Source organism: Bacillus cereus group sp. MYBK108-1, assembly GCF_051917185.1.
Classification (GTDB): Bacteria; Bacillota; Bacilli; order Bacillales; family Bacillaceae_G; genus Bacillus_A; species Bacillus_A cereus.
In genome coordinates this window covers 20,515-46,557 of record NZ_JBQAHZ010000030.1, presented here as the reverse complement: position 1 = coordinate 46,557, position 26,043 = coordinate 20,515, and the positions used below count along the sequence as shown (strand labels likewise).

The following is a 26,043-nucleotide window of genomic DNA, read 5'->3' as shown; positions in this document are numbered from 1 at the left end:
ACGCCTTTTTTTTATACCGTGTAAATAGGTATGAATATAGAATTTATCTCCTTATATAAAGAATTAGGGGAGAAGTGATGAGTTAGGGGAGTTAGTTCGCTCGACAAAAAAGCAGCCCATAAAGGGGAGGGAACACCGATGTTTAAGAGGCTTCGGGAAGATATTGAAGTCGTTTTTGAACAGGATCCAGCGGCAAGAGGTTATTTCGAAGTCATTTTAACTTACTCTGGATTACATGCAGTTTGGGCCCATCGAATTGCACATGCTTTTTATAAAAGAAATTTTTTCTTTCTTGCACGTTTTGTTTCACAAGTGAGCCGCTTTTTTACTGGTATTGAGATCCATCCAGGAGCAACAATTGGTCGACGTTTTTTCATAGATCATGGAATGGGAGTTGTAATCGGAGAAACTTGTGAAATTGGTGATAATGTAACGATTTATCAAGGGGTTACATTAGGTGGTACAGGAAAAGAAAAAGGAAAGAGGCATCCAACAATTCAGGATAATGTATTAATTGCGACGGGTGCTAAAGTTCTTGGTTCTATTACTGTGGGAGAGAATTCTAAAATCGGAGCAGGGTCTGTCGTATTAAAAGAAGTTCCTGCACATTCTACAGTTGTAGGTATACCTGGCCGTGTCGTTATTCAAAATGGAGTAAAGATTGGTCAAGAATTAAATCACTCTGACCTTCCGGATCCGATTTTTGATAAATTAAAGGCTATGGAAGTAGAACTTGATAAATTGAAGAAACAATTGGAATTAAAGGTAGAAAGGAAGGATAAAAATGACTATTCACATTTATAATACGTTAACACGTCAAAAAGAAGAGTTTGTTCCATTAGAAGAAAATAAGGTAAAGATGTATGTATGCGGACCTACAGTTTATAACTACATTCATATTGGGAATGCAAGGCCTCCTATGGTATTCGATACAGTGCGTCGTTATTTAGAATACAAAGGATACGATGTGCAATATGTATCTAACTTTACGGATGTAGATGATAAATTAATTAAAGCGGCAAATGAATTAGGTGAAGATGTACCGACAATTGCTGATCGTTTTGTTGAAGCGTACTTTGAAGATGTAACAGCACTAGGTTGCAAACACGCAACAGTTCATCCTCGTGTAACAGAAAATATGGATATCATTATTGAATTTATTCAAGAACTTGTGAATAAAGGGTATGCATATGAATCAGAGGGTGATGTGTACTTTAAGACGAAGGAATTCGAAGGTTACGGTAAATTATCACATCAACCAATCGCAGATTTACGTCACGGTGCTCGTATTGAGGTAGGGGAAAAGAAACAAGACCCTCTTGATTTTGCTTTATGGAAAGCTGCGAAAGAAGGAGAAATCTTCTGGGAAAGCCCTTGGGGGCAAGGACGTCCAGGATGGCATATTGAATGCTCAGCAATGGCGCGTAAGTACTTAGGGGATACAATTGACATTCATGCTGGTGGTCAAGACTTGGCTTTCCCACATCATGAAAATGAAATTGCGCAGTCAGAGGCATTGACTGGAAAAACGTTTGCACGTTACTGGATGCATAATGGATATATTAATATTAACAATGAGAAGATGTCTAAATCGCTTGGTAACTTTATTTTAGTTCACGATATTATTAAGCAATACGACCCGCAGTTAATTAGATTCTTTATGTTATCAGTACACTATCGTCACCCGATTAACTTTAGTGAAGAGTTATTACAAAGTACGAATAATGGACTGGAAAGAATTAAAACAGCTTATGGAAACTTAAAGCATCGTATGGAGAGTAGTACGGATTTAACGGACCATAATGAGAAATGGTTAGCTGAAATAGAGAAATTCCAGACTGCATTTGAAGAGGCAATGAATGATGACTTTAACACTGCAAATGCAATTACCGAATTATACAACGTAGCAAATCATGCAAATCAATATTTACTTGAAGAGCATACATCTAAAGTTGTGATTGAAGCATACGTAAAACAACTGGAAACGTTATTTGATATTTTGGGATTAGAATTATCAAAAGAAGAATTACTGGATGAAGAAATTGAAGAGCTTATCCAAAAGCGCATTGAAGCTCGTAAAAATCGTGATTTTGCATTGTCTGATCAAATTCGTGACGATTTAAAAGAACGTAATATTATTTTAGAAGATACTGCTCAAGGTACAAGATGGAAAAGAGGATAAGGATGATCGATGCAAAGCAATTAAACAGCTTGGCGTTAGCGTATATGGGTGATGCGGTATATGAACAATATATCCGCTATCACCTCCTTCAAAAAGGAAAAGTTCGCCCTAATCAATTACACCGCTTAGGGACGAGCTTTGTTTCAGCAAAAGCACAGGCGAAAGTTGTTTATCATTTATTAGAGACGGCATTTTTGACAGAGGAAGAAGAGGCGGTATTAAGAAGAGGGCGTAATGCAAATTCAGGTACAGTTCCGAAAAATACGGATGTACAAACATATCGACATAGTACAGCCTTTGAAGCGCTAATTGGTTATCATCATTTATTAAATAATCGTGAAAGATTAGACGAAATTGTATATAAGGCAATTGCAGTTTTAGAAGAAAAGGAAGGGGGCACATCATCATGACTAGTGAATATATTATCGGACGTAACCCTGTAATTGAAGCGTTAAGATCAGGGAGAGATATTAATAAAATTTGGATCGCAGAAGGTGCTGCCAAAGGACAAGTACAAATTGTACTAGCGTTAGCGAAAGAAAATAAGATTATTTTACAACATGCACCAAAGAAAAAGTTAGATCAATTAGTTGAGGGTAATCATCAAGGTGTAATTGCTCAAGTAGCTGCATATCAGTATGCAGAGTTAGAAGATTTATTCAAAGTGGCAGAAAAACGTAATGAAGATCCATTCTTCTTGATTTTAGATGAGATTGAAGATCCGCATAACCTAGGTTCTATTATGCGTACTGCTGATGCAACAGGAGCTCATGGAATTATTATTCCGAAGAGAAGAGCTGTGGGACTTACAGCATCAGTTGCGAAAGCATCAACAGGAGCGATTGAATACATTCCTGTTGCACGCGTAACAAACTTATCTCGTACAATTGATGAATTAAAAGAGCGTGGACTTTGGATTGCTGGTACAGATGCCAAAGGGAAAACGGATTACCGTAATTTAGATGGTACAATGCCGATTGGGTTAGTAATTGGTAGTGAAGGAAAAGGTATGAGTCGTATTATTGGTGAAAAGTGTGATTTCTTAATCACTTTACCGATGGTTGGTAAAGTTACATCCTTAAATGCTTCAGTAGCCGCAAGTTTGTTAATGTATGAGGTATATCGTAAACGTCACGAAATTGGTAAATAAAAAATGAACGATATTTTAATCGTTGACGGTTACAACATTATCGGAGCTTGGGGAGATTTGAAGAAACTGCGGGATGTAGATTTACAATCATCAAGAGATGCGCTTATTGATAAGATGGCGGATTATCAAGGTTATACAGGTACAAAAGTGATGATAGTCTTTGATGCCTATACAGTCCATGGTATTGAAAAAAAGATGAAACAATCTCGTGTAGAAGTAATATTCACACGAAAGAATCAAACTGCAGACGAAAAGATAGAGCAACTTGCGATAGAGCTTAGAAATATAAATACACAAATATATGTTGCGACTTCTGATTATACAGAACAATGGGTTATATTTGGGCAAGGTGCCCTTCGAAAATCTGCGCGTGAATTAGAGTTGGAAGTACAAGCGATGGAACAACAAGTAAGAAGGCGCACAAAAGACACGAAAGAACAGCAGCCCGCCATGCGAAAGATATTTAGTAAAGATATTACAGAAAAATTAGAAAAATTAAGAAGAGGAGAGCGTTGAAGCATTGACGCTCTTTATCTTTTTACTGTATAATATTGCTAAATAAATAGCGGTCGGAGGGATCAAGGTGGAAGCAGGCTTCGTAAGTATAGGCGACGTTACATTTCGTGATTTAGAGGATGAGGCAATCGTTGAGTTAGTTCGAAAAGGTAATACTGACGCTCTAGAATATTTAATTCACAAGTATAAGAACTTTGTTCGTGCGAAATCAAGATCTTACTTTTTAGTGGGTGCCGATCGAGAAGACATTGTTCAAGAAGGTATGATAGGGTTGTTTAAAGCAATTCGTGATTATAAAGAGGACAAGCTGTCTTCATTCAAAGCATTTGCTGAACTATGTATCACTCGACAAATTATTACCGCTATTAAAACGGCAACAAGACAAAAACATATTCCTTTAAATTCGTATGTGTCTTTAGATAAGCCGATTTACGATGAGGAATCTGATCGAACGTTATTGGATGTTATTTCTGAAGCGAAGGTGACTGATCCTGAAGAGATGATCATTAGCCAGGAAGAATATACAGACATAGAATCAAAAATATCTGAATTATTAAGCGATTTAGAAAGGAAAGTGCTTTCTTTATATTTAGATGGTCGTTCTTATCAAGAGATTTCAGAACAGTTAAACAGGCATGTGAAATCTATTGATAACGCTTTACAAAGAGTAAAGAGAAAATTGGAACGATATATGGAAATGAGAGAAAGTACAACTTTAAATTCATAAGAAGTAACAAGTGCTACAGGTGTAAAATAAATCACCTGTTTTCTTTTGTAGAGAGTACAAAATGCATGTCATTGACATTGTCTTTTATTGTATGATACATTTTTAGGGACATAATGTTACAAGGTTGGTGTAACTAATGAGGAAAAAAGTTGTACTCTCATGTGAAGAGTGTAAAAATCGAAACTACTCTACTATGAAAGATACGAGCTCAATAGAGCGACTTGAAATAAAAAAGTTTTGTAAAACATGCAATCAGCATACAGTTCACAAGGAAACAAAATAAATAATTGAAATAATACACTGGAGGTCCCGCAGATGCGTTTAACGAACTTTTTCGGCGATGTAGGTCGCGAAATGAAAAAAGTAAGTTGGCCTAAAAAAGATGAATTACTCCGCTCAACAGCGACTGTTGTTGCTACAGTTGTGTTCTTTGCGATTTTCTTCGCAGTAGTTGATATGGGCATTTCTTCTTTAATTCGGTTAATTCTTGGTTAATTCTTGGTTAATTCTTGAATAAGAAGCACTTATCCATGATATAATGTTATTTATAAGAACTGTGTAAAAGCCCGGTGAACGGGTTTTTTCATTTGCGCAAAAAAATGTACGTCAGGGAGGGAAGGACGCTCGTCCTAAATGAATGGAAAAAAGTTGGTATGTTGTCCATACTTATTCTGGATATGAAAATAAAGTAAAAGCAAACCTAGAGAAACGTGTAGAATCAATGGGTATGCAAGATAAAATTTTCCGTGTTGTTGTCCCGGAAGAAGTAGAAGTAGAAATGAAAAACGGAAAAGAAAAATTAATGAAAAGAAAAGTGTTCCCAGGTTATGTATTAGTAGAATTAATCATGACTGATGACTCTTGGTATGTTGTACGTAACACGCCGGGTGTAACTGGGTTCGTTGGTTCTTCTGGTTCTGGATCTAAACCATCACCTCTATTAGAAGAGGAAGTTGTTACCATTATGAAACATATGGGAATGGATAACGAAGTGGTTGATTTCGACTTTGAACTTCATGAGACAGTACGTGTAAATGAGGGACCATTCGCAGATTATACAGGTGCTATTGAAGAAATTGATGTGGAGAAGAAAAAGGTTAGCGTGCTTGTGGACATGTTTGGTCGCGAGACTCCAGTTGAACTTGACTTCCATCAAATTGAAAAATTATAAAATGAAACTTGAAATGAATTGTAAAAAGTGATAATATCTTTTAAGTCAGTACGTCTTCGTTATCGGAGACGTTTTTTGAAAGATTTTATCCTTACAGATAAAATATGACGTGGGAGGGCAAATCACTGTCCAATTGACCACATCACGGACTTAAGGAGGTGTGTCTCGTGGCTAAAAAGGTAATTAAAATGGTAAAGCTTCAAATTCCTGCAGGTAAAGCTAACCCAGCTCCACCAGTTGGTCCAGCATTAGGACAAGCAGGTGTTAACATCATGGGCTTCTGTAAAGAGTTTAACGCTCGTACAGCAGATCAAGCTGGTCTTATCATCCCTGTTGAAATTACGGTATTTGAGGACCGTTCATTCACTTTCATTACTAAAACTCCTCCTGCTGCTGTTCTTCTTAAGAAAGTAGCTGGTATTGAGTCTGGTTCTGGTGAACCAAACCGTAATAAAGTGGCAACTGTTAAGCGTGATAAAGTACGCGAAATCGCTGAAACTAAAATGCCTGACCTAAACGCTGCTAGCGTAGAAGCTGCAATGCGTATGGTTGAAGGTACTGCACGCAGTATGGGCATCGTTATCGAAGACTAATTCGATTTGTTTTTAAAAAAGGTTGCGGGTCTGGAATTCCAATTCGCAACCTTTATTATCGTAAATGATTATCGTTTTTAAATAAATGGATGGCGCTCATCCTCAGGTTATACCTGAAAACAGGCGTAAACGTGGGAGGTTATTCCGCTAAAACCACATTCGAGGAGGAAATAAAAATGGCTAAAAGAGGTAAAAAGTACGTAGAAGCTGCAAAGCTTGTTGATCGTGCAGCTGCTTACTCTGCGACAGAAGCAGTAGAATTAGTAAAGAAAACAAACACAGCTAAATTTGATGCAACTGTAGAAGCTGCATTCCGTTTAGGTGTTGACCCTAAGAAAGCTGACCAACAAATCCGTGGTGCAGTTGTTCTTCCACACGGTACTGGTAAAGTACAACGTGTATTAGTATTTGCTAAAGGTGAAAAAGCTAAAGAAGCTGAAGCTGCTGGAGCTGACTTCGTAGGCGATACTGATTACATCGGTAAAATCCAACAAGGTTGGTTCGATTTCGATGTAGTAGTAGCAACTCCTGACATGATGGGTGAAGTTGGTAAACTTGGTCGCGTATTAGGACCTAAAGGTTTAATGCCAAACCCTAAAACTGGAACAGTTACTTTCGATGTAACTAAAGCTGTTAACGAAATCAAAGCTGGTAAAGTTGAATACCGCGTTGATAAAGCTGGTAACATCCACGTTCCAATCGGTAAAGTATCTTTCGAAGATGCTAAATTAGTAGAAAACTTCAAAACAATTGCTGACACTTTACAAAAAGTTAAGCCAGCTGCTGCAAAAGGTACTTACATGAAGAACGTAACAGTTGCTTCTACAATGGGACCTGGCGTACGTGTAGACGTTTCTACATTAGCGTAAATTTTGGAAGTTGACTTCATAAAGAAGTTTTAATATAATCATTTATGTTGTGAATTTAATTAGTGTACCGTAGACAGTAGGTGTCAATAGACTTAATTTCCTACCTAGGTGTTAATATACGAAGCGGAATCTTTTTTCTGTGACTATATGCCTCCATGTCTACAAGTTGGGCATGGAGGTTTTTAGTGCACTTTCGGTACATCTTCTATATAATCTACAGGAGGTGTAATAACATGAGCAAAGTAATCGAAACTAAACAACAAGTTGTAACTGAAATCGCGGACAAACTTCGCGCTAGTAAATCTACAATCGTTGTTGACTACCGTGGTTTAACAGTTTCTGAAGCAACAGAATTACGTAAGCAATTACGTGAAGCTGGCGTTGAGTTCAAAGTTTACAAAAACTCTCTAACTCGTCGTGCTGCAGAATCTGCTGAAATGGCTGAGTTAAATGAATTCTTAACAGGACCAAACGCAATCGCGTTCAGTAACGAGGATGTAGTTGCTCCTGCGAAAGTATTAAACGACTTCGCTAAAGATCATGAAGCTTTAGAAATTAAAGCGGGCGTAATCGAAGGTAAACTTGTAACACTTGATGAGGTTAAAGCAATCGCTACTCTTCCATCACGTGAAGGCTTACTTTCTATGCTTCTTAGCGTTCTTCAAGCTCCAATCCGTAACCTTGCACTTGCTACTAAAGCAGTTGCAGACCAAAAGGAAGAGCAAGGCGCTTAATTTTTTAAAAGATAATTACGTATTATCGATAAAACAATACAAACCTATTTAAGGGAGGATATTTACAATGACTAAAGAACAAATCATTGAAGCAGTTAAATCTATGACTGTATTAGAACTTAACGACTTAGTAAAAGCTATCGAGGAAGAATTCGGCGTAACTGCTGCTGCTCCTGTAGCTGTTGCTGGTGGCGCTGGAGAAGCTGCTGCTGAGAAAACTGAATTTGATGTGGAACTAACTAGCGCTGGTGCACAAAAAATCAAAGTTATCAAAGTTGTTCGTGAAATCACTGGTCTTGGCTTAAAAGAAGCTAAAGAATTAGTTGACAACACTCCAAAAGTAATCAAAGAAGCTGCTGCTAAAGAAGAAGCTGAAGAAATCAAAGCTAAACTTGAAGAAGTTGGCGCTGCTGTAGAAGTTAAGTAATTAACTTTTGATGCTTTAAAAAAAGCTCGCTCTCATGCGAGCTTTTTTTTTAACTGTAAAGAAAAGAGGTGGCCATATGGCAGACCATTATTTTTCTAACGACCCTTCTAGTAAAAGTGATCGTAAGCGATGGGAGTTTGCCCTTCGTGGATCTCGATTTACTTTCTTATCTGACCATGGGGTGTTCTCGAAAAACGAAGTGGACTTTGGTTCCCGTCTTTTAATTGAAGCGTTTCAAATGCCAGATATTAAAGGTGATATATTAGACGTAGGTTGCGGATACGGTCCTATTGGTTTGTCGTTAGCGAAAGAGTTTCAAGGTCGTGAAGTTCACATGGTGGATGTGAATGAGAGGGCACTTGGGCTTGCGAAAGAAAACGCCGCTAATAACAAAATCGAGAATATACGTATTTTTCAAAGTAGCGTCTATGAAAATGTAGATGGTAAGTATGCTGCTATTCTATCTAACCCTCCAATTCGTGCGGGTAAAGATATCGTACATGAGATTTTAGAAAAAGCTGTGGAGTATTTAGTTCCAGGTGGAGAACTTTGGATTGTTATTCAAAAGAAACAAGGTGCACCGTCTGCGCTAAAAAAACTAGAAGAAGTATTTTCTGAGGTTGAGGTTGTAGAAAAGAAAAAAGGATATTATATCATAAAATCAAAAAAACGTTGACGGTTATTTTTGGCTATGTTAACATTATACAATGCCAATATATGATTTTCTGCGTTGAGAAAGATGTATATTTTTGTTTCTCTTGGAAAAGATAGTAAAATCAGCAGATTATGAAACAGAATGATGGTTTTCTTATAGAAGCCATTTTTCTTTTTTGAGCAGGTAGAAAGACTCAACGTATTTATCTTTAAGAGAAAGAGACTACGCTAATAGCAGTAGTTGTATTTATTTGTGATTTTGCACAAATTTTTTTGTGCATTTATAATACTCATGATTTGAGGGGTGAAGCAGTTGACAGGTCAACTAGTTCAATACGGACGCCACCGCCAACGAAGAAGTTATGCCCGTATTAGTGAAGTATTAGAGTTACCAAATCTTATCGAAATTCAAACCTCTTCTTATCAGTGGTTTCTTGATGAGGGTTTGCGAGAAATGTTCCAAGACATTTCTCCGATTGAAGACTTTACGGGAAATCTATCGCTTGAATTTATCGACTACAGCTTAGGTGAACCTAAATACTCTGTAGACGAATGCAAAGAGCGTGATGTGACGTATGCAGCACCACTTCGTGTAAAAGTGCGTCTAATCAACAAGGAAACTGGTGAAGTAAAAGAACAAGATGTGTTCATGGGAGATTTCCCACTCATGACAGAGACTGGAACATTCGTAATTAACGGTGCAGAACGTGTTATCGTTTCCCAGTTAGTTCGCTCTCCAAGCGTATACTATAGTGGCAAAGTGGATAAAAACGGAAAACGTGGTTTTACTGCTACTGTAATTCCAAACCGCGGAGCTTGGTTAGAGTATGAGACAGATGCTAAGGATGTTGTATATGTGCGTATTGACCGTACGCGTAAACTTCCTGTAACTGTTTTGTTACGCGCATTAGGGTTTGGCTCTGATCAAGAAATCACCGAGCTTTTAGGTGATAACGAATACTTAAGCAACACATTAGAAAAAGACAACACAGATAGCACAGAAAAAGCATTGCTTGAAATTTATGAGCGTCTACGTCCTGGTGAACCACCAACGGTAGAAAATGCTAAGAGCTTACTTGTGTCTCGTTTCTTTGATCCAAAGCGCTACGATTTAGCAAATGTAGGTCGCTATAAGATCAACAAGAAGTTACACATTAAAAACAGATTGTTTAATCAACGTTTAGCTGAAACATTAGTGGATCCAGAAACTGGTGAAATTTTAGCGGCAGAAGGAACAATCTTAGATCGTCGTACACTTGATCGCATTTTACCTTACTTAGAGAAAAACATTGGATTCAAAACAGCGAAACCAATGGGTGGAGTGGTAGAAGGCGATGTTGAGCTGCAATCTATTAAGATTTATGCTCCTGAGTCGGAAGGCGAACGCGTAATTAATGTAATTGGTAATGCAAACATTACTCGTGATGTGAAACACATCACACCAGGTGATATCCTTGCTTCTATCAGTTACTTCTTCAACCTACTATACAAAGTAGGGGATACAGATGATATTGACCATTTAGGAAACCGTCGTCTGCGTTCTGTTGGAGAACTGTTACAAAATCAATTCCGTATCGGTCTTTCTCGTATGGAACGTGTTGTTCGTGAGAGAATGTCGATCCAAGATACAAATGCAATTACACCACAGGCACTAATTAATATTCGTCCTGTTATTGCATCTATTAAAGAGTTCTTCGGAAGTTCTCAGTTATCTCAGTTTATGGACCAAACAAACCCATTAGCAGAGTTAACTCACAAACGAAGACTATCTGCATTAGGACCTGGTGGTTTAACGCGTGAGCGCGCAGGCTTTGAAGTGCGTGACGTTCATTACTCTCACTACGGTCGTATGTGTCCGATTGAAACACCAGAGGGACCAAACATCGGTTTGATTAACTCATTATCTTCGTTCGCAAAAGTAAATGAGTTTGGTTTCATTGAAACACCATACCGTCGTGTTGACCCAGAAACTGGTCTTGTAACAGGGCATGTTGATTACTTAACAGCAGATGAAGAAGATAACTATGTTGTAGCCCAAGCGAATATGAAATTATCTGACGAAGGTGAATTCCTAAGTGAAGATATCGTAGCTCGTTTCCGTGGTGAAAACATTGTCACAAATAGAGAACGCATCGACTACATGGATGTATCTCCAAAACAAGTAGTGTCGGCAGCGACAGCTTGTATTCCGTTCTTAGAAAACGATGACTCTAACCGCGCACTTATGGGAGCGAACATGCAACGTCAGGCGGTTCCGTTAATGAATCCGGAATCTCCGATTGTAGGTACAGGTATGGAGTACGTATCAGCAAAAGACTCAGGTGCTGCAGTAATCTGTAAACATCCTGGTGTTGTTGAGCGCGTAGAAGCACGTGAAGTTTGGGTACGTCGCTATGTAGAAGTTGACGGTCAAACAGTAAAAGGCGACTTAGATCGCTACAAAATGCAAAAATTCATTCGTTCTAACCAAGGAACTTGTTACAACCAACGTCCAATCGTAAGTGTTGGAAATGAAGTTGTAAAAGGTGAAATCCTTGCGGATGGTCCTTCTATGGAATTAGGTGAACTAGCACTTGGACGTAACGTGCTTGTTGGCTTCATGACTTGGGACGGTTATAACTACGAGGATGCGATCATTATGAGTGAGCGCCTTGTAAAAGATGATGTGTACACTTCTATTCATATTGAAGAATATGAATCAGAAGCTCGTGATACGAAGCTTGGACCAGAAGAAATTACACGTGACATTCCAAACGTTGGGGAAGACGCATTACGTAACCTTGACGAGCGCGGTATCATTCGCGTTGGTGCTGAAGTAAAAGATGGAGATTTACTTGTTGGTAAAGTAACACCTAAAGGTGTAACAGAATTAACAGCTGAAGAACGTCTATTACATGCTATCTTTGGAGAAAAAGCGCGTGAAGTACGTGATACATCACTACGTGTACCACACGGTGGTGGCGGTATTATCTTAGACGTAAAAGTATTCAACCGTGAAGATGGCGATGAATTGCCACCGGGCGTGAATCAACTTGTACGTGCATATATCGTTCAAAAACGTAAAATTTCTGAAGGTGACAAGATGGCCGGACGTCACGGTAACAAAGGTGTTATTTCTCGTATTTTACCAGAAGAAGATATGCCTTACCTACCAGACGGTACGCCAATCGATATCATGTTAAACCCATTAGGGGTACCATCTCGTATGAATATCGGTCAGGTATTAGAGCTTCATCTTGGTATGGCAGCAAGATACCTTGGCATTCACATTGCAACACCAGTATTCGATGGTGCTCGTGAGGAAGATGTTTGGGGCACAATTGAAGAAGCTGGTATGGCAAATGACGCGAAAACAATCCTGTATGACGGACGTACTGGTGAACCATTCGATAACCGCGTATCTGTTGGTGTCATGTATATGATCAAACTTGCGCACATGGTTGACGATAAACTTCATGCTCGTTCTACTGGACCATACTCACTTGTAACGCAGCAACCTCTTGGAGGTAAAGCTCAGTTCGGTGGACAGCGTTTCGGTGAGATGGAGGTTTGGGCACTTGAAGCTTACGGTGCTGCTTATACTCTTCAAGAAATCTTAACAGTGAAGTCTGATGATGTTGTTGGACGTGTTAAGACTTATGAAGCAATTGTTAAAGGCGAAAATGTTCCAGAACCAGGCGTTCCTGAATCATTCAAAGTATTGATTAAAGAGCTGCAAAGTTTAGGTATGGACGTTAAAATGATGTCTAGCGACGATACAGAAATTGAAATGCGTGATACAGAAGATGACGATGATCATCAATCAGCAGATAAATTGAATGTCGAAGTTGAGACAACTAAGGAATAATTGGGATAACCTGTAGACTAAAAGGGAGGTAGGCCCCTTGATAGATGTAAATAACTTTGAATATATGAAGATTGGACTTGCTTCACCTGACAAGATTCGTTCTTGGTCATACGGTGAAGTTAAGAAACCAGAAACTATTAACTATCGTACGTTAAAGCCTGAAAAAGATGGCTTGTTCTGTGAGCGTATTTTCGGACCACAAAAGGACTGGGAATGTCATTGCGGAAAATACAAACGTGTACGTTATAAAGGTGTAGTTTGTGATCGATGTGGCGTTGAAGTAACGCGTGCAAAAGTACGTCGTGAACGTATGGGTCATATCGAATTAGCTGCTCCTGTATCTCATATTTGGTATTTCAAAGGTATCCCGAGCCGCATGGGACTTGTCTTAGACATGTCCCCTCGCGCGCTTGAAGAAGTAATTTATTTCGCTTCTTATGTTGTAACAGAAAGTGGAGATACACCACTTGATAAGAAGCAATTACTTTCTGAAAAAGAATACCGTGCATATCGTGATCGATATGGTAGCACATTCCAAGCTGCTATGGGTGCAGAAGCAATTAAAAAGCTACTACAAGACATCGATTTAGATAAAGAAGTAGACTTCTTAAAAGAAGAATTAAAAACAGCACAAGGACAACGCCGTACTCGTGCTATTAAACGTCTAGAAGTATTAGAAGCATTCCGTAACTCTGGAAATGAACCGTCTTGGATGATCTTAGATGTTCTACCAGTAATCCCACCAGAACTACGCCCAATGGTACAGTTAGACGGTGGACGTTTTGCTACTTCTGACTTAAACGACTTATACCGTCGTGTAATTAACCGTAACAACCGTTTAAAACGTCTATTGGACTTAGGTGCACCAAGCATCATCGTTCAAAACGAAAAACGTATGTTACAAGAAGCTGTAGACGCATTAATCGATAATGGTCGTCGTGGCCGTCCAGTTACTGGGCCAGGTAACCGTCCATTAAAATCACTATCTCACATGCTAAAAGGTAAACAAGGACGTTTCCGTCAAAACTTATTAGGTAAACGTGTTGACTACTCTGGTCGTTCTGTAATCGTTGTAGGACCGAACTTAAAGATGTATCAATGTGGATTGCCAAAAGAAATGGCGCTTGAACTGTTCAAACCTTTCGTAATGAAAGAGTTAGTTGAAAAAGGATTAGCACATAACATTAAGAGTGCGAAACGTAAAATCGAGCGTGTACAACCTGAAGTTTGGGACGTTTTAGAGTCTGTGATTAAAGAACATCCAGTACTTCTAAACCGCGCACCAACACTTCACCGTCTTGGTATCCAGGCGTTTGAACCTACATTAGTAGAAGGTCGCGCAATCCGTCTTCACCCACTTGTATGTACTGCATACAACGCGGACTTTGACGGTGACCAAATGGCCGTTCACGTACCTTTATCATCAGAAGCTCAAGCTGAAGCTCGTCTTCTTATGTTAGCGGCACAAAACATCTTGAACCCGAAAGACGGTAAACCAGTTGTTACTCCATCTCAGGATATGGTATTAGGTAACTATTACTTAACACTTGAGCGTGAAGGTGCAATCGGTGAAGGTATGGTCTTCAAAGATGCAAACGAAGCATTGCTTGCATATCAAAATGGATATGTTCATCTTCATACACGTGTTGCAGTAGCTGCAAGTGCAGTAAACAACGCAACATTTACTGAAGAGCAAAAGAGTATGCTTCTATTAACAACAGTTGGTAAATTAATATTTAACGAAATCTTACCAGAGTCGTTCCCTTATATTAATGAACCAACAAATTCAAACCTTGAAAAAGAAACACCAGCGAAATATTTCGTTGAAAAAGGTGCGAACATTAAAGAAATTATTGCTAGTCGCGAAGAAGTGGCGCCATTTAGCAAGAAGATCCTTGGTAACATCATTGCGGAAGTGTTCAAACGTTTCCAAATTACAGAAACGTCTCGCATGCTTGACCGTATGAAAAACTTAGGATTCAAGTACTCTACAAAAGCTGGTATTACAGTTGGAGTATCTGACATTCTTGTATTAGGCGAAAAAGATGAAATTCTCCACGAAGCACAAGCAAAAGTAGATAATGTAATTAAACAATTCCGTCGCGGTTTAATCACGGAAGAAGAACGTTACGATCGCGTTATCTCTATTTGGAGTAATGCAAAAGATGTTATCCAAGGAAAACTAATGAAATCCTTGAATAAACGCAACCCAATCTTCATGATGAGTGACTCAGGTGCCCGTGGTAACGCATCTAACTTTACTCAGCTTGCTGGTATGCGTGGTCTTATGGCCAATCCATCTGGTCGTATCATCGAACTTCCAATCAAATCGAGTTTCCGTGAAGGTTTAACAGTACTTGAGTACTTCATCTCTACGCATGGTGCGCGTAAAGGTCTTGCCGATACAGCACTTAAAACTGCCGATTCTGGTTACTTAACACGTCGTCTTGTTGACGTTGCACAAGATGTAATCGTTCGTGAAGATGATTGTGGAACAGATCGCGGTTTATTAATTGGTGCGATTAAAGAGGGTAATGAAGTTATCGAGTCATTATATGATCGTCTTGTTGGACGTTTTGCAAGAAAAACTGTAAAACATCCTGAAACAGGTGAAGTATTAGTTGCTGAAAATCAATTAATTACTGAAGATATCGCTCATATCGTTGAAAATTCGGGTGTTGAAACTGTAAACATTCGTTCAGCGTTTACGTGTAACACTCGCCACGGTGTATGTAAGAAGTGTTACGGTCGTAACTTAGCAACTGGAACAGACGTAGAAGTAGGAGAAGCGGTAGGTATTATCGCAGCTCAATCTATCGGTGAGCCAGGTACACAGTTAACGATGCGTACATTCCATACAGGTGGGGTTGCCGGAGATGATATTACTCAAGGTTTACCTCGTATCCAAGAGATCTTCGAAGCTCGTAATCCGAAAGGTCAGGCAGTTATCAGTGAAATCGACGGTGTTATCGCAGCGATCAACGACGTTAAAGATCGCCAAGAAGTAGTTGTACAGGGTGAAGTTGAAGCTCGTACGTATGCTATTCCTTACGGTGCTCGTCTGAAAGTAACTCCAGGACAGCCAATTAGCCACGGTAAAGAGTTAACAGAAGGTTCTATTGATCCGAAAGAATTACTAAAAGTAACGGACATTACGGCGGTTCAAGAATACTTATTACGTGAAGTTCAAAAAGTATACCGTATGCAAGGGGTAGAAATTGGTGACAAACACGTAGAGGTAATGGTACGTCAAATGTTACGTAAAGTTCGTGTAAGTGATGCAGGTGAAACAGATGTATTACCAGGAACATTACTAGATATCCATCAGTTTACTGATGCGAATGCTAAGGTCTTACTGCAAGGTAAGCAACCAGCAACAGCTAGACCTGTTCTACTTGGTATTACAAAAGCTTCACTTGAAACAGATTCATTCTTATCTGCAGCATCGTTCCAAGAAACAACTCGTGTCTTAACTGATGCAGCAATTAAGGGTAAACGCGATGAACTTCTAGGATTAAAAGAAAATGTTATTATCGGTAAACTTGTTCCTGCTGGAACAGGTATGAATCGTTATCGCAAAGTGGATCTTGTAAAAACAACACAAGATGACATGAACGTAGAAAACGATGAGGTTTATGTGGAACAGTAAAATTTTCCGTCATAAATTTTGTATAAAAACAATTAATCTTAGTTGACATTGTATGAGTCAAAATGTTACTATAATCAAGGTTGCTCCTGAACGATGCTTTGGAGGATATTTATATGTCTTATCAAAAAGTATCAACTGCTGAAAATGTAGTCGTTGGTCATAAACGCACATTGGAAGCAATCAAAAATGGTACAGTTAAAGAAGTTGTCATCGCAGAGGATGCTGACATGCGGTTAACCCATGCTATCATTCGTATTGCAATGCAATATAACGTGCCCATAACAAAAGTTGAATCAGTTCGTAAGCTTGGTAAAGCTTCGGGGATTCAAGTGGGAGCTTCAGCAATAGGAATAATAAGTTAAAACTGTTTTTGTGAGGAGAGAGCATTTGCTCTTCCTTGCAAAAACTTTGTTTTCAACTAATAATGAACCACCTGGATATGTGGTCATACAAACATGCGAAGGGAGGATAATCAAATGCCTACTATTAACCAATTAGTGAGAAATGGTCGTACTGATAAAGTATGGAAATCTAAATCACCTGCGTTAAACAAAGGTTTTAACTCTTTAAAGAAAAAATCAACTGATATCTCTGCACCTCAAAAACGTGGTGTATGTACTCGTGTTGGTACAATGACTCCAAAGAAACCTAACTCAGCGTTACGTAAATACGCTCGTGTACGTTTAACAAACGGTATCGAGGTTACAGCTTACATCCCAGGTATCGGTCATAACCTACAAGAGCATAGCGTAGTATTAATTCGCGGTGGTCGTGTAAAGGATTTACCGGGGGTACGTTACCACATCGTTCGTGGTGCGCTTGACACAGCTGGTGTTGACAAACGTATGCAAGGACGTTCTAAATATGGTACTAAGAGACCAAAACCTGCTAAAAAATAATAACTTTAAAATGAAAGGAGGAACTCAATATGCCTCGTAAAGGACCTGTTGCGAAACGTGACGTGTTACCAGATCCAATGTACAATTCGAAGCTAGTAACACGCCTTATCAACAAAATGATGGTTGACGGTAAAAAAGGTAAATCTCAAACAATTCTTTATAATGCGTTCGATATCGTAAACGAACGTACTGGTAAAGAGCCAATGGAAGTATTCGAGCAAGCTCTTAAGAACATCATGCCTGTTCTTGAAGTACGCGCTCGTCGTGTTGGTGGTGCTAACTACCAAGTTCCAGTTGAGGTTCGTCCAGAACGCCGTACAACTTTAGGTCTTCGTTGGTTAGTAAACTACGCTCGTCTTCGTGGTGAAAAAACTATGGAAGAGCGTCTTGCTAACGAAATCTTAGATGCAGCTAACAACGCTGGTGCATCTGTTAAGAAACGTGAAGACACTCATAAAATGGCAGAAGCTAACAAAGCATTTGCTCATTACCGTTGGTAGGATTCAACGTAAAATAAATGTAAGCATAAACCGCTTTATTTGTCGCTTATGGAAGTGTGGAGAGGGAGAATGCCTCTCCCTTTCATCGGGCGCTCGTTTTACATAATGAGAGTACTGGACATACTGACATGTGTAACAATATAAAGTGGCTTTTTTGCTACTTAAAATAAAAAAATCCAATCCATATATGGAAGGAGCAAGACACCAAATGGCAAGAGAGTTCTCTTTAGAAAACACTCGTAATATTGGTATCATGGCTCACATCGATGCTGGTAAAACAACAGCAACTGAGCGTATTCTGTACTACACAGGACGTATTCATAAAATCGGTGAAACTCACGAAGGTGCATCTCAGATGGACTGGATGGAGCAAGAGCAAGAGCGTGGTATCACAATTACTTCTGCTGCAACTACAGCACAATGGAAAGGTCATCGTGTAAACATCATTGATACTCCAGGACACGTAGATTTCACAGTAGAAGTAGAACGTTCTTTACGCGTACTTGATGGCGCTGTAGCAGTACTTGATGCGCAATCTGGTGTAGAACCACAAACAGAAACTGTTTGGCGTCAGGCTACTACTTACGGCGTACCTCGTATCGTATTCGTTAACAAAATGGATAAGATCGGTGCAGATTTCTTATACTCTGTAGGAACAATCCACGATCGTTTACAAGCAAACGCACATCCAATTCAGTTACCAATCGGTGCTGAAGATGAGTTCAATGGTATCATTGACCTTGTTGAAGAGTGTGCTTACATGTACGGTAACGATTTAGGAACAGACATTCAACGTGTTGAAATTCCTGAAGAGCACAAAGAATTAGCTGAAGAATACCGTGGAAAACTTATTGAAGCGGTAGCTGAGCTTGATGAAGAAATGATGATGAAGTACCTAGAAGGTGAAGAAATCACTGTAGAAGAGCTTAAAGCTGGTATCCGTAAGGCTACAACTTCTGTAGAATTCTTCCCAGTAATCTGTGGTTCTGCATTCAAAAACAAAGGTGTTCAAATTCTGTTAGACGCAGTTATCGACTACCTTCCATCTCCACTAGATGTACCTGCTATTAAAGGTACTCTACCGGATACAGATGAAGAAGTAGAACGTAAGTCTAGCGATGAAGAACCATTCGCAGCTTTAGCATTCAAAATCATGACTGACCCTTATGTTGGTAAGTTAACGTTCTTCCGTGTGTACTCTGGTGTGTTAAACTCTGGATCATACGTGAAAAACTCAACTAAAGGTAAGCGTGAGCGTGTAGGTCGTATCCTACAAATGCACGCTAACAGCCGTGAAGAGATTTCAACAGTTTACGCTGGTGATATCGCTGCTGCTGTAGGTTTAAAAGATACTACTACTGGTGATACTCTTTGTGACGAGAAGAGCCTTGTTATCCTTGAGTCTATGGAATTCCCAGAGCCAGTTATCTCTGTAGCTATCGAACCAAAATCTAAAGCTGACCAAGATAAAATGGGTACAGCATTATCTAAGCTTTCTGAAGAAGATCCAACATTCCGTGCTCACACTGACCAAGAAACTGGCCAAACTATCATCGCTGGTATGGGTGAACTTCACCTTGATATCATCGTTGACCGTATGCGCCGTGAATTCAAAGTGGAAGCAAACGTTGGTGCTCCTCAGGTAGCATACCGTGAGACTTTCCGCGCTGCTGCGAAAGTTGAAGGTAAGTTCGCTCGTCAATCTGGTGGTCGTGGACAATTCGGTCACGTTTGGATTGAGTTTGAACCTAACGAAGAAGGTAAAGGATTCGAATTCGAAAACAAGATCGTCGGTGGTGTAGTTCCTCGTGAATACATCCCAGCTGTTGGAGCAGGTCTTGAAGATGCACTTAAAAATGGTGTACTAGCTGGTTATCCACTAGTTGACATTAAAGCTGCATTAGTTGACGGATCTTACCATGATGTCGATTCATCTGAGATGGCGTTCAAAATCGCTGCATCTATGGCACTTAAAGCTGCGGTTTCTAAATGTAGCCCAGTAATTCTTGAGCCAATGATGAAAGTTGAAGTTGTAATTCCTGAAGAGTACATGGGTGACATTATGGGTGACGTAACATCTCGTCGTGGACGTGTAGAAGGTATGGAAGCTCGCGGTAACGCACAAGTTGTTCGCGCTATGGTTCCACTTTCTGAAATGTTCGGTTATGCAACGTCATTACGTTCTAACACTCAAGGACGCGGAACATTCTCTATGGTGTTTGACCACTATGAAGAAGTACCAAAGTCTGTTTCTGAAGAAATTATCAAAAAAAATAAAGGTGAATAATTGATTTTTATCGATTGTTCAAGTATAACTACTTATGTAAGCTTAGAAAGTGGGACGTAAGTTTCACTTTCTAGTCTAAATATAAAATAACCTATATAAACTAAGGAGGAATTTAGAATGGCTAAAGCTAAATTCGAACGTTCTAAACCCCATGTTAACATCGGTACAATCGGCCACGTTGACCATGGTAAAACTACATTAACTGCTGCGATCACTACAGTTCTTGCAAAAGCTGGTGGTGCTGAAGCACGCGGATACGATCAAATCGATGCTGCTCCAGAAGAAAGAGAGCGCGGTATCACAATCTCAACTGCACACGTTGAGTACGAAACTGAAACTCGTCACTATGCACACGTTGACTGCCCAGGTCACGCTGACTATGTTAAAAACATGATCACTGGTGCTGCTCAAATGGACGGCGGTATCTTAGTAGTATCTGCTGCTGATGGCCCAATGCCTCAAACACGTGAGCACATCCTTCTTTCTCGTCAAGTAGGTGTTCCTTACATCGTTGTATTCTTAAACAAATGCGACATGGTAGATGACGAAGAATTATTAGAATTAGTAGAAATGGAAGTTCGCGACCTATTATCTGAATACGGATTCCCAGGCGACGACATTCCTGTAATCAAAGGTTCTGCTCTTAAAGCTCTTCAAGGAGAAGCTGATTGGGAAGCAAAAATCATTGAATTAATGGCTGAAGTTGATGCTTACATCCCAACTCCAGAACGTGAAACTGACAAACCATTCTTAATGCCTGTAGAGGACGTATTCTCTATCACAGGTCGTGGTACAGTTGCTACTGGTCGTGTTGAGCGCGGTATCGTTAAAGTTGGTGACGTAGTAGAAATCATCGGTCTTGCTGAAGAAAATGCTTCTACAACTGTAACTGGTGTAGAGATGTTCCGTAAACTTCTTGACCAAGCTCAAGCTGGAGACAACATCGGTGCTTTACTTCGTGGGGTTGCTCGTGAAGACATCCAACGTGGACAAGTACTTGCAAAAAGCGGTTCTGTAAAAGCTCACGCTAAATTCAAAGCTGAAGTTTTCGTATTATCTAAAGAAGAAGGTGGACGTCACACTCCATTCTTCGCTAACTACCGTCCTCAGTTCTACTTCCGTACAACTGACGTAACTGGTATCATCCAATTACCAGAAGGTACTGAAATGGTAATGCCTGGTGACAACATCGAAATGACTATCGAACTTATCGCTCCAATCGCTATCGAAGAGGGAACTAAATTCTCTATTCGTGAAGGTGGACGTACAGTAGGTTACGGTGTAGTTGCTACTATCGTTGAGTAATCTTAACTGATATAAAAAAACCTAAGGGATTTTCCCTTAGGTTTTTTGTTTGCGTTTATATAAGGAAGAAGAGGGTGTTTTTTGTTTTGACGAGTTTCTTCTATAGTATTATAAAAACGACAAAAGATAATCCAGAAACTGTAAAATGAATTCTGTTAGATGAAAACTTGAAATTCTTTAAAGTGCCATGTATAATAGCAAAAGTAGAGAAAAGCAGATGCAAACAAAAAGATGCTTGCATCTAGACGAATAACATTGTATAATAGACAATGTTGGTCTTTGACTGCGATGAAGTGGAAGGTTGCTGACACACCCGGCCGCTTTGCCATGGCATGGTGTGGGGAAATTTCCATGGAGAAGGTCTATTTTAGAAATAGGCGAACGAAGGAGGGAAAATAATGGCAAAAGAAAAAATTCGTATCCGTTTAAAAGCTTACGATCACCGTATTCTTGATCAGTCAGCTGAGAAAATTGTAGAAACAGCTAAGCGTTCTGGGGCAACAGTTTCTGGTCCAATCCCATTACCAACTGAAAAAACTGTTTACACAATTCTTCGTGCTGTTCATAAGTACAAAGATTCTCGTGAGCAATTCGAAATGCGCACGCACAAACGTCTAATCGACATCGTGAGTCCTACTCCACAAACAGTAGATTCATTAATGCGTTTAGACTTACCATCTGGTGTAGATATCGAAATCAAACTATAATTTATATAACTTAAAAATGTAGGAGGTGTAACTCATGACCAAAGGAATCTTAGGAAGAAAGATCGGTATGACTCAAGTATTTGCTGAGAACGGTGAGTTAATCCCAGTAACAGTTATCGCTGCTAATCCAAACGTTGTTCTTCAAAAGAAAACAACTGAAACTGATGGCTACAATGCAATCCAGTTAGGATTTGAAGATAAACGTGAAAAGTTAACTAACAAACCTGAACAAGGCCACACTGCTAAAGCATCTACAACTCCTAAGCGCTTCATTCGCGAAATCCGCGATGCAGACGTGGACGGATTAGAGGTTGGTCAAGAGGTAAAAGTTGACGTATTCGCTACAGGTGAAATCGTTGATGTAACAGGAATTTCTAAAGGTAAAGGTTTCCAAGGTGTTATCAAACGCCACGGACAATCTCGCGGACCTATGTCTCATGGTTCTCGCTATCACCGTCGTCCAGGTTCAATGGGCCCAGTTGCTCCGAACCGTGTATTCAAAGGCAAAAAACTTGCTGGACGTATGGGTGGAGACCAAGTTACTATCCAAAACTTAGAAATCGTTCAAGTTGACACTGAGCGCAACTTATTACTAGTAAAAGGTAACGTTCCAGGTGCTAAGAAATCTCTTGTAGTTGTTCAAGGCGCTGTGAAGGTTAGCAAATAATTCACAATAGGAAGGAGGAATTCCAATGCCAAAAGTTACTGTATATAACCAAACTGGTTCACAGGTTGGTGAAATCGAATTAGCTGAAGCTATTTTCGGTATCGAACCAAATGAAGCTGTACTTTTCGAAGCTGTAATGATGCAACGTGCATCTTTACGTCAAGGTACACACAAAGTAAAAACTCGCTCTGAAGTTCGCGGTGGTGGTCGTAAACCATGGCGTCAAAAAGGAACTGGACGTGCTCGTCAAGGGTCTATCCGCTCTCCTCAATGGCGTGGTGGTGGTACGGTATTCGGACCTACACCAAGAAGCTATGCGTACAAACTTCCTAAGAAAGTTCGTCGTTTAGCAATCAAATCTGCATTAGCTACTAAAGTAGTTGAGAACAACATTGTAGTTCTTGAAGACCTAGTGTTAAATGCACCAAAAACAAAAGACATGCTAGCAGTACTTAAAGGATTAACTGTTGAGAAGAAAGCTCTTATCGTAACTGCTGATGCAAACGAATCTGTAGAGTTATCTGCTCGCAATATCCCTGGAGTAACAGTAATCACTGCTGATGGCGTAAACGTTTTAGACGTGCTTCATCATGATAAGCTAATCATGACAAAAGCGGCAGTGGAAAAAGTAGAGGAGGTGCTTGCATAATGAGAGATCCTCGTGATATCATTAAGCGCCCAGTTATCACTGAACGTTCTATGGAAATGATGGCTGAAAAAAAATACACGTTCGATGTGGACGTTAAATCTAATAAAACAGAAGTTAAAGATGCTCTTGAAGCGATCTTTGGTGTTAAAGTAGAAAAAGTGAACATCATGAACTACAAGCCGAAAGCAAAACGCGTTGGTCGTCACGCTGGTTTTACTAGCCGTCGTCGTAAAGCAATCGTTAAGCTAACTGCTGACAGCAAAGAAATCGAAATCTTCCAAGGCGTTTAATTCTTACTAAAGAAGGAGGGAAATTGAGATGGGAATCAAAAAGTATAATCCAACTACTAACGGTCGTCGTAATATGACTACGAATGATTTCGCTGAAATCACGACTGATAGACCCGAAAAGTCATTACTTGCTCCTTTAAGCAAGAAGGCTGGTCGTAATAACCAAGGTAAAATCACTGTACGTCATCAAGGTGGCGGACATAAGCGTCAATACCGTATCATCGACTTTAAGCGTAACAAAGATGGAATTCCAGGACGCGTTGCTACGATCGAATACGATCCAAACCGCTCTGCGAATATCGCATTAATTAACTACGTTGACGGTGAAAAACGTTACATTCTTGCTCCTAAATCTTTAGAAGTAGGTATGGAAGTTATGTCTGGCCCAGAAGCTGACATTAAAATCGGTAACGCATTACCATTAATCAACATTCCAGTAGGTACTGTTGTTCATAACATCGAGCTTAAGCCTGGTCGTGGCGGACAATTAGTTCGTTCTGCTGGTACATCTGCTCAAGTACTTGGTAAAGAAGGTAAATACGTACTTGTACGTTTAACTTCTGGTGAAGTACGTCTTGTATTATCTGCTTGTCGCGCTTCAATCGGTCAAGTAGGTAACGAACAACACGAACTTATCAAAATCGGTAAAGCAGGTCGCTCTCGCTGGTTAGGTAAACGCCCAACAGTTCGTGGTTCTGTAATGAACCCTGTTGATCACCCACACGGTGGTGGTGAAGGACGTTCTCCAATCGGACGTAAGTCTCCAATGTCTCCATGGGGTAAACCAACTCTTGGATTCAAGACTCGTAAGAAAAACAAAGCGTCTGACAAATTTATCGTTCGTCGTCGTAAAAAATAATGGGATTGTAGTACGGTTCATTTCTAGAACCGTACGCCAATCACGAAGGGAGGCACCAAAATGGCTCGTAGCTTAAAAAAAGGACCATTTGTCGATGATCACTTAATGAGCAAAATGGAAAAATTAGTTGCATCTGAGCAAAAACAAGTTGTTAAAACTTGGTCTCGCCGTTCAACAATCTTCCCTCAGTTCATCGGACACACAATCGCTGTATATGATGGTCGTAAACACGTACCTGTGTACATCACTGAGGATATGGTTGGCCATAAGTTAGGTGAATTCGCACCAACTCGTACGTACAAAGGTCACCTTGCTGACGATAAGAAAACTAGAAGATAATGAGAGGAGGCACTTCAATGCAAGCTAAAGCAGTAGCGAGAACAGTTCGTATTGCTCCTCGTAAAGTTCGTTTAGTAGTAGACTTAATCCGAGGTAAGCAAGTGGGTGAAGCGATTGCTATCCTTAACCACACACCAAAAACTGCTTCTCCAGTTGTAGAAAAAGTTTTAAAATCTGCAATCGCAAATGCAGAGCACAATTATGAGATGGACATTAACAACCTAGTTGTAGAAAAAGTTTTCGTTGACGAAGGTCCAACGTTAAAACGTTTCCGTCCACGTGCAATGGGTCGTGCAAGCCAAATTAACAAACGCACAAGCCACATCACAGTTGTGGTATCAGAAAAGAAGGAGGGATAATCGATGGGTCAAAAGGTTAATCCAATTGGTCTTCGTGTCGGCGTTATCCGTGACTGGGAATCTCGTTGGTTCGCTGAGAAAGATTACGCTACATTATTACATGAAGACATCAAAATCCGTGAGTACATTAATGTACGCTTAAAAGATTCTGCTGTTGCTAAAGTAGAAATCGAACGTGCAGCAAATCGTGTAAATGTTACAATTCACACTGCAAAACCTGGTATGGTAATTGGTAAAGGTGGTACTGAAGTTGAAGCACTTCGTAAAGCTCTTAACCAATTAACAGGCAAGCGTGTACACATCAACATTTTAGAAGTTAAGAGAGCTGATCTTAACGCTAAATTAGTAGGCGAAAACATCGCTCGTCAATTAGAAAACCGTGTATCATTCCGTCGTGCACAAAAGCAAGTTATTCAACGTGCTATGCGTGCAGGTGCTAAAGGTATTAAAACACAGGTTTCTGGTCGTCTTGGCGGAGCTGATATCGCTCGTGCAGAATCTTACAGTGAAGGAACTGTTCCACTTCATACACTTCGCGCTGATATTGACTATGCAGCAGTTGAAGCTGATACAACATACGGTAAATTAGGCGTAAAAGTATGGATCTACCGTGGAGAAGTCCTTCCTACAAAAAAGAAAGCTTCTGAGGAAGGAGGAAAATAA

At 39.8% G+C, this 26,043-nt stretch carries 29 protein-coding genes and 1 other annotated feature; all 29 genes read left to right on the top strand.

The window, feature by feature from the left end; all coding sequences use genetic code 11:
* Positions 1-138 precede the first annotated feature (138 nt).
* The 29 genes from cysE to rpsC all read left to right on the top strand — a co-directional run bounded on the left by cysE (position 139) and on the right by rpsC (position 26,043).
* A complete protein-coding gene (cysE, locus tag ACTFSL_RS27045; protein ID WP_000476497.1) occupies positions 139-804 on the top strand; it encodes a serine O-acetyltransferase in 666 nt (221 codons plus the stop codon).
* Positions 785-2,182 (top strand): cysteine--tRNA ligase, encoded by a 1,398-nt coding sequence (gene cysS / locus ACTFSL_RS27040; RefSeq protein ID WP_000152276.1) that lies wholly within the window; start codon positions 785-787, stop codon positions 2,180-2,182. Before cysE ends, cysS begins: the two co-directional genes overlap by 20 nt.
* A 2-nt stretch (positions 2,183-2,184) precedes the next feature.
* The gene (locus ACTFSL_RS27035) at positions 2,185-2,592 is read left to right on the top strand and encodes a Mini-ribonuclease 3 (protein WP_000564261.1); all 408 of its coding nucleotides are present in this window, start codon (positions 2,185-2,187) and stop codon (positions 2,590-2,592) included.
* Positions 2,589-3,332, top strand: a complete 744-nt coding sequence (gene rlmB, locus ACTFSL_RS27030) for a 23S rRNA (guanosine(2251)-2'-O)-methyltransferase RlmB (protein WP_000200237.1) — start codon at positions 2,589-2,591, stop codon at positions 3,330-3,332. The genes ACTFSL_RS27035 and rlmB overlap by 4 nt, the downstream gene beginning before the upstream one ends.
* A gap of 3 nt (positions 3,333-3,335) precedes the next feature.
* The gene (locus tag ACTFSL_RS27025; protein ID WP_000997886.1) at positions 3,336-3,848 is read left to right on the top strand and encodes an NYN domain-containing protein; all 513 of its coding nucleotides are present in this window, start codon (positions 3,336-3,338) and stop codon (positions 3,846-3,848) included.
* Between the two features lie 67 nt (positions 3,849-3,915).
* Entirely contained in the window at positions 3,916-4,575 is a 660-nt protein-coding gene (locus ACTFSL_RS27020; protein ID WP_000387193.1) for an RNA polymerase sporulation sigma factor SigH, read from the top strand.
* 136 nt (positions 4,576-4,711) lie between these two features.
* Positions 4,712-4,858: a 50S ribosomal protein L33 gene (gene rpmG / locus ACTFSL_RS27015; RefSeq protein WP_014481927.1), complete on the top strand. Its 147-nt coding sequence runs from the start codon at positions 4,712-4,714 to the stop codon at positions 4,856-4,858.
* Between the two features lie 32 nt (positions 4,859-4,890).
* On the top strand, positions 4,891-5,070 hold the full coding sequence (secE, locus tag ACTFSL_RS27010) for a preprotein translocase subunit SecE (protein ID WP_001241323.1): 180 nt from the start codon (positions 4,891-4,893) through the stop codon (positions 5,068-5,070).
* 142 nt (positions 5,071-5,212) lie between these two features.
* Positions 5,213-5,746, top strand: coding sequence for a transcription termination/antitermination protein NusG (nusG, locus tag ACTFSL_RS27005; protein ID WP_000415794.1), 534 nt, complete (start codon positions 5,213-5,215; stop codon positions 5,744-5,746).
* Positions 5,747-5,913: 167 nt separating this feature from the next.
* On the top strand, positions 5,914-6,339 hold the full coding sequence (gene rplK, locus ACTFSL_RS27000) for a 50S ribosomal protein L11 (RefSeq protein WP_001085872.1): 426 nt from the start codon (positions 5,914-5,916) through the stop codon (positions 6,337-6,339).
* Between the two features lie 176 nt (positions 6,340-6,515).
* A complete protein-coding gene (gene rplA / locus ACTFSL_RS26995; RefSeq protein ID WP_001987630.1) occupies positions 6,516-7,208 on the top strand; it encodes a 50S ribosomal protein L1 in 693 nt (230 codons plus the stop codon).
* Positions 7,209-7,257: 49 nt separating this feature from the next.
* Positions 7,258-7,402, top strand: a sequence feature (ribosomal protein L10 leader region).
* 39 nt (positions 7,403-7,441) lie between these two features.
* Entirely contained in the window at positions 7,442-7,942 is a 501-nt protein-coding gene (rplJ, locus tag ACTFSL_RS26990; protein WP_000048716.1) for a 50S ribosomal protein L10, read from the top strand.
* Between the two features lie 67 nt (positions 7,943-8,009).
* A complete protein-coding gene (rplL, locus tag ACTFSL_RS26985; protein ID WP_000159736.1) occupies positions 8,010-8,369 on the top strand; it encodes a 50S ribosomal protein L7/L12 in 360 nt (119 codons plus the stop codon).
* 76 nt (positions 8,370-8,445) lie between these two features.
* Positions 8,446-9,045, top strand: a complete 600-nt coding sequence (locus ACTFSL_RS26980; protein ID WP_000763263.1) for a class I SAM-dependent methyltransferase — start codon at positions 8,446-8,448, stop codon at positions 9,043-9,045.
* Between the two features lie 291 nt (positions 9,046-9,336).
* Positions 9,337-12,870 carry a DNA-directed RNA polymerase subunit beta gene (gene rpoB / locus ACTFSL_RS26975; protein WP_000147553.1) on the top strand — a complete coding sequence of 1,178 codons (3,534 nt, stop codon included), beginning with the start codon at positions 9,337-9,339 and terminating at the stop codon, positions 12,868-12,870.
* Positions 12,871-12,907: 37 nt separating this feature from the next.
* A complete protein-coding gene (gene rpoC, locus ACTFSL_RS26970; RefSeq protein ID WP_000567939.1) occupies positions 12,908-16,519 on the top strand; it encodes a DNA-directed RNA polymerase subunit beta' in 3,612 nt (1,203 codons plus the stop codon).
* A gap of 113 nt (positions 16,520-16,632) precedes the next feature.
* A complete protein-coding gene (locus tag ACTFSL_RS26965; protein ID WP_000121836.1) occupies positions 16,633-16,881 on the top strand; it encodes a 50S ribosomal protein L7ae-like protein in 249 nt (82 codons plus the stop codon).
* Between the two features lie 114 nt (positions 16,882-16,995).
* Positions 16,996-17,418, top strand: coding sequence for a 30S ribosomal protein S12 (rpsL, locus tag ACTFSL_RS26960; protein ID WP_001142341.1), 423 nt, complete (start codon positions 16,996-16,998; stop codon positions 17,416-17,418).
* Positions 17,419-17,447: 29 nt separating this feature from the next.
* Positions 17,448-17,918, top strand: coding sequence for a 30S ribosomal protein S7 (gene rpsG, locus ACTFSL_RS26955; protein WP_001137491.1), 471 nt, complete (start codon positions 17,448-17,450; stop codon positions 17,916-17,918).
* Between the two features lie 208 nt (positions 17,919-18,126).
* A complete protein-coding gene (gene fusA, locus ACTFSL_RS26950) occupies positions 18,127-20,205 on the top strand; it encodes an elongation factor G (protein WP_000090370.1) in 2,079 nt (692 codons plus the stop codon).
* 117 nt (positions 20,206-20,322) lie between these two features.
* On the top strand, positions 20,323-21,510 hold the full coding sequence (gene tuf / locus ACTFSL_RS26945) for an elongation factor Tu (RefSeq protein ID WP_001029614.1): 1,188 nt from the start codon (positions 20,323-20,325) through the stop codon (positions 21,508-21,510).
* A 398-nt stretch (positions 21,511-21,908) separates the two neighbouring features.
* Positions 21,909-22,217 (top strand): 30S ribosomal protein S10, encoded by a 309-nt coding sequence (rpsJ, locus tag ACTFSL_RS26940; protein ID WP_001040596.1) that lies wholly within the window; start codon positions 21,909-21,911, stop codon positions 22,215-22,217.
* Positions 22,218-22,251: 34 nt separating this feature from the next.
* Complete coding sequence (rplC, locus tag ACTFSL_RS26935; protein ID WP_000160207.1) at positions 22,252-22,884, top strand: 50S ribosomal protein L3; 633 nt, start codon at positions 22,252-22,254, stop codon at positions 22,882-22,884.
* A 25-nt stretch (positions 22,885-22,909) separates the two neighbouring features.
* Positions 22,910-23,533, top strand: coding sequence for a 50S ribosomal protein L4 (gene rplD, locus ACTFSL_RS26930; RefSeq protein ID WP_001127258.1), 624 nt, complete (start codon positions 22,910-22,912; stop codon positions 23,531-23,533).
* A complete protein-coding gene (gene rplW / locus ACTFSL_RS26925; protein ID WP_001205558.1) occupies positions 23,533-23,823 on the top strand; it encodes a 50S ribosomal protein L23 in 291 nt (96 codons plus the stop codon). The genes rplD and rplW overlap by 1 nt, the downstream gene beginning before the upstream one ends.
* A gap of 28 nt (positions 23,824-23,851) precedes the next feature.
* Positions 23,852-24,682: a 50S ribosomal protein L2 gene (gene rplB, locus ACTFSL_RS26920; RefSeq protein WP_000511583.1), complete on the top strand. Its 831-nt coding sequence runs from the start codon at positions 23,852-23,854 to the stop codon at positions 24,680-24,682.
* A 60-nt stretch (positions 24,683-24,742) separates the two neighbouring features.
* Complete coding sequence (gene rpsS / locus ACTFSL_RS26915; RefSeq protein ID WP_000124454.1) at positions 24,743-25,021, top strand: 30S ribosomal protein S19; 279 nt, start codon at positions 24,743-24,745, stop codon at positions 25,019-25,021.
* 17 nt (positions 25,022-25,038) lie between these two features.
* Complete coding sequence (gene rplV, locus ACTFSL_RS26910) at positions 25,039-25,380, top strand: 50S ribosomal protein L22 (RefSeq protein WP_001148024.1); 342 nt, start codon at positions 25,039-25,041, stop codon at positions 25,378-25,380.
* A 3-nt stretch (positions 25,381-25,383) separates the two neighbouring features.
* Positions 25,384-26,043 (top strand): 30S ribosomal protein S3, encoded by a 660-nt coding sequence (gene rpsC, locus ACTFSL_RS26905; RefSeq protein WP_000529956.1) that lies wholly within the window; start codon positions 25,384-25,386, stop codon positions 26,041-26,043.

Excerpts from the sequence above, each read along its gene's own strand:
- cysE (WP_000476497.1), top strand. The coding sequence starts at position 139 with ATGTTTAAGAGGCTTCGGGAAGATATTGAAGTCGTTTTTGAACAGGAT.
- cysS (WP_000152276.1), top strand. The coding sequence starts at position 785 with ATGACTATTCACATTTATAATACGTTAACACGTCAAAAAGAAGAGTTT.
- ACTFSL_RS27035 (WP_000564261.1), top strand. The coding sequence starts at position 2,185 with ATGATCGATGCAAAGCAATTAAACAGCTTGGCGTTAGCGTATATGGGT.
- rlmB (WP_000200237.1), top strand. The coding sequence starts at position 2,589 with ATGACTAGTGAATATATTATCGGACGTAACCCTGTAATTGAAGCGTTA.
- ACTFSL_RS27025 (WP_000997886.1), top strand. The coding sequence starts at position 3,336 with ATGAACGATATTTTAATCGTTGACGGTTACAACATTATCGGAGCTTGG.
- rpmG (WP_014481927.1), top strand. The coding sequence starts at position 4,712 with ATGAGGAAAAAAGTTGTACTCTCATGTGAAGAGTGTAAAAATCGAAAC.
- secE (WP_001241323.1), top strand. The coding sequence starts at position 4,891 with ATGCGTTTAACGAACTTTTTCGGCGATGTAGGTCGCGAAATGAAAAAA.
- nusG (WP_000415794.1), top strand. The coding sequence starts at position 5,213 with ATGGAAAAAAGTTGGTATGTTGTCCATACTTATTCTGGATATGAAAAT.
- rplA (WP_001987630.1), top strand. The coding sequence starts at position 6,516 with ATGGCTAAAAGAGGTAAAAAGTACGTAGAAGCTGCAAAGCTTGTTGAT.
- rplJ (WP_000048716.1), top strand. The coding sequence starts at position 7,442 with ATGAGCAAAGTAATCGAAACTAAACAACAAGTTGTAACTGAAATCGCG.
- rplL (WP_000159736.1), top strand. The coding sequence starts at position 8,010 with ATGACTAAAGAACAAATCATTGAAGCAGTTAAATCTATGACTGTATTA.
- ACTFSL_RS26980 (WP_000763263.1), top strand. The coding sequence starts at position 8,446 with ATGGCAGACCATTATTTTTCTAACGACCCTTCTAGTAAAAGTGATCGT.
- ACTFSL_RS26965 (WP_000121836.1), top strand. The coding sequence starts at position 16,633 with ATGTCTTATCAAAAAGTATCAACTGCTGAAAATGTAGTCGTTGGTCAT.
- rpsL (WP_001142341.1), top strand. The coding sequence starts at position 16,996 with ATGCCTACTATTAACCAATTAGTGAGAAATGGTCGTACTGATAAAGTA.
- rpsG (WP_001137491.1), top strand. The coding sequence starts at position 17,448 with ATGCCTCGTAAAGGACCTGTTGCGAAACGTGACGTGTTACCAGATCCA.
- fusA (WP_000090370.1), top strand. The coding sequence starts at position 18,127 with ATGGCAAGAGAGTTCTCTTTAGAAAACACTCGTAATATTGGTATCATG.
- tuf (WP_001029614.1), top strand. The coding sequence starts at position 20,323 with ATGGCTAAAGCTAAATTCGAACGTTCTAAACCCCATGTTAACATCGGT.
- rpsJ (WP_001040596.1), top strand. The coding sequence starts at position 21,909 with ATGGCAAAAGAAAAAATTCGTATCCGTTTAAAAGCTTACGATCACCGT.
- rplC (WP_000160207.1), top strand. The coding sequence starts at position 22,252 with ATGACCAAAGGAATCTTAGGAAGAAAGATCGGTATGACTCAAGTATTT.
- rplD (WP_001127258.1), top strand. The coding sequence starts at position 22,910 with ATGCCAAAAGTTACTGTATATAACCAAACTGGTTCACAGGTTGGTGAA.
- rplW (WP_001205558.1), top strand. The coding sequence starts at position 23,533 with ATGAGAGATCCTCGTGATATCATTAAGCGCCCAGTTATCACTGAACGT.
- rplB (WP_000511583.1), top strand. The coding sequence starts at position 23,852 with ATGGGAATCAAAAAGTATAATCCAACTACTAACGGTCGTCGTAATATG.
- rpsS (WP_000124454.1), top strand. The coding sequence starts at position 24,743 with ATGGCTCGTAGCTTAAAAAAAGGACCATTTGTCGATGATCACTTAATG.
- rplV (WP_001148024.1), top strand. The coding sequence starts at position 25,039 with ATGCAAGCTAAAGCAGTAGCGAGAACAGTTCGTATTGCTCCTCGTAAA.
- rpsC (WP_000529956.1), top strand. The coding sequence starts at position 25,384 with ATGGGTCAAAAGGTTAATCCAATTGGTCTTCGTGTCGGCGTTATCCGT.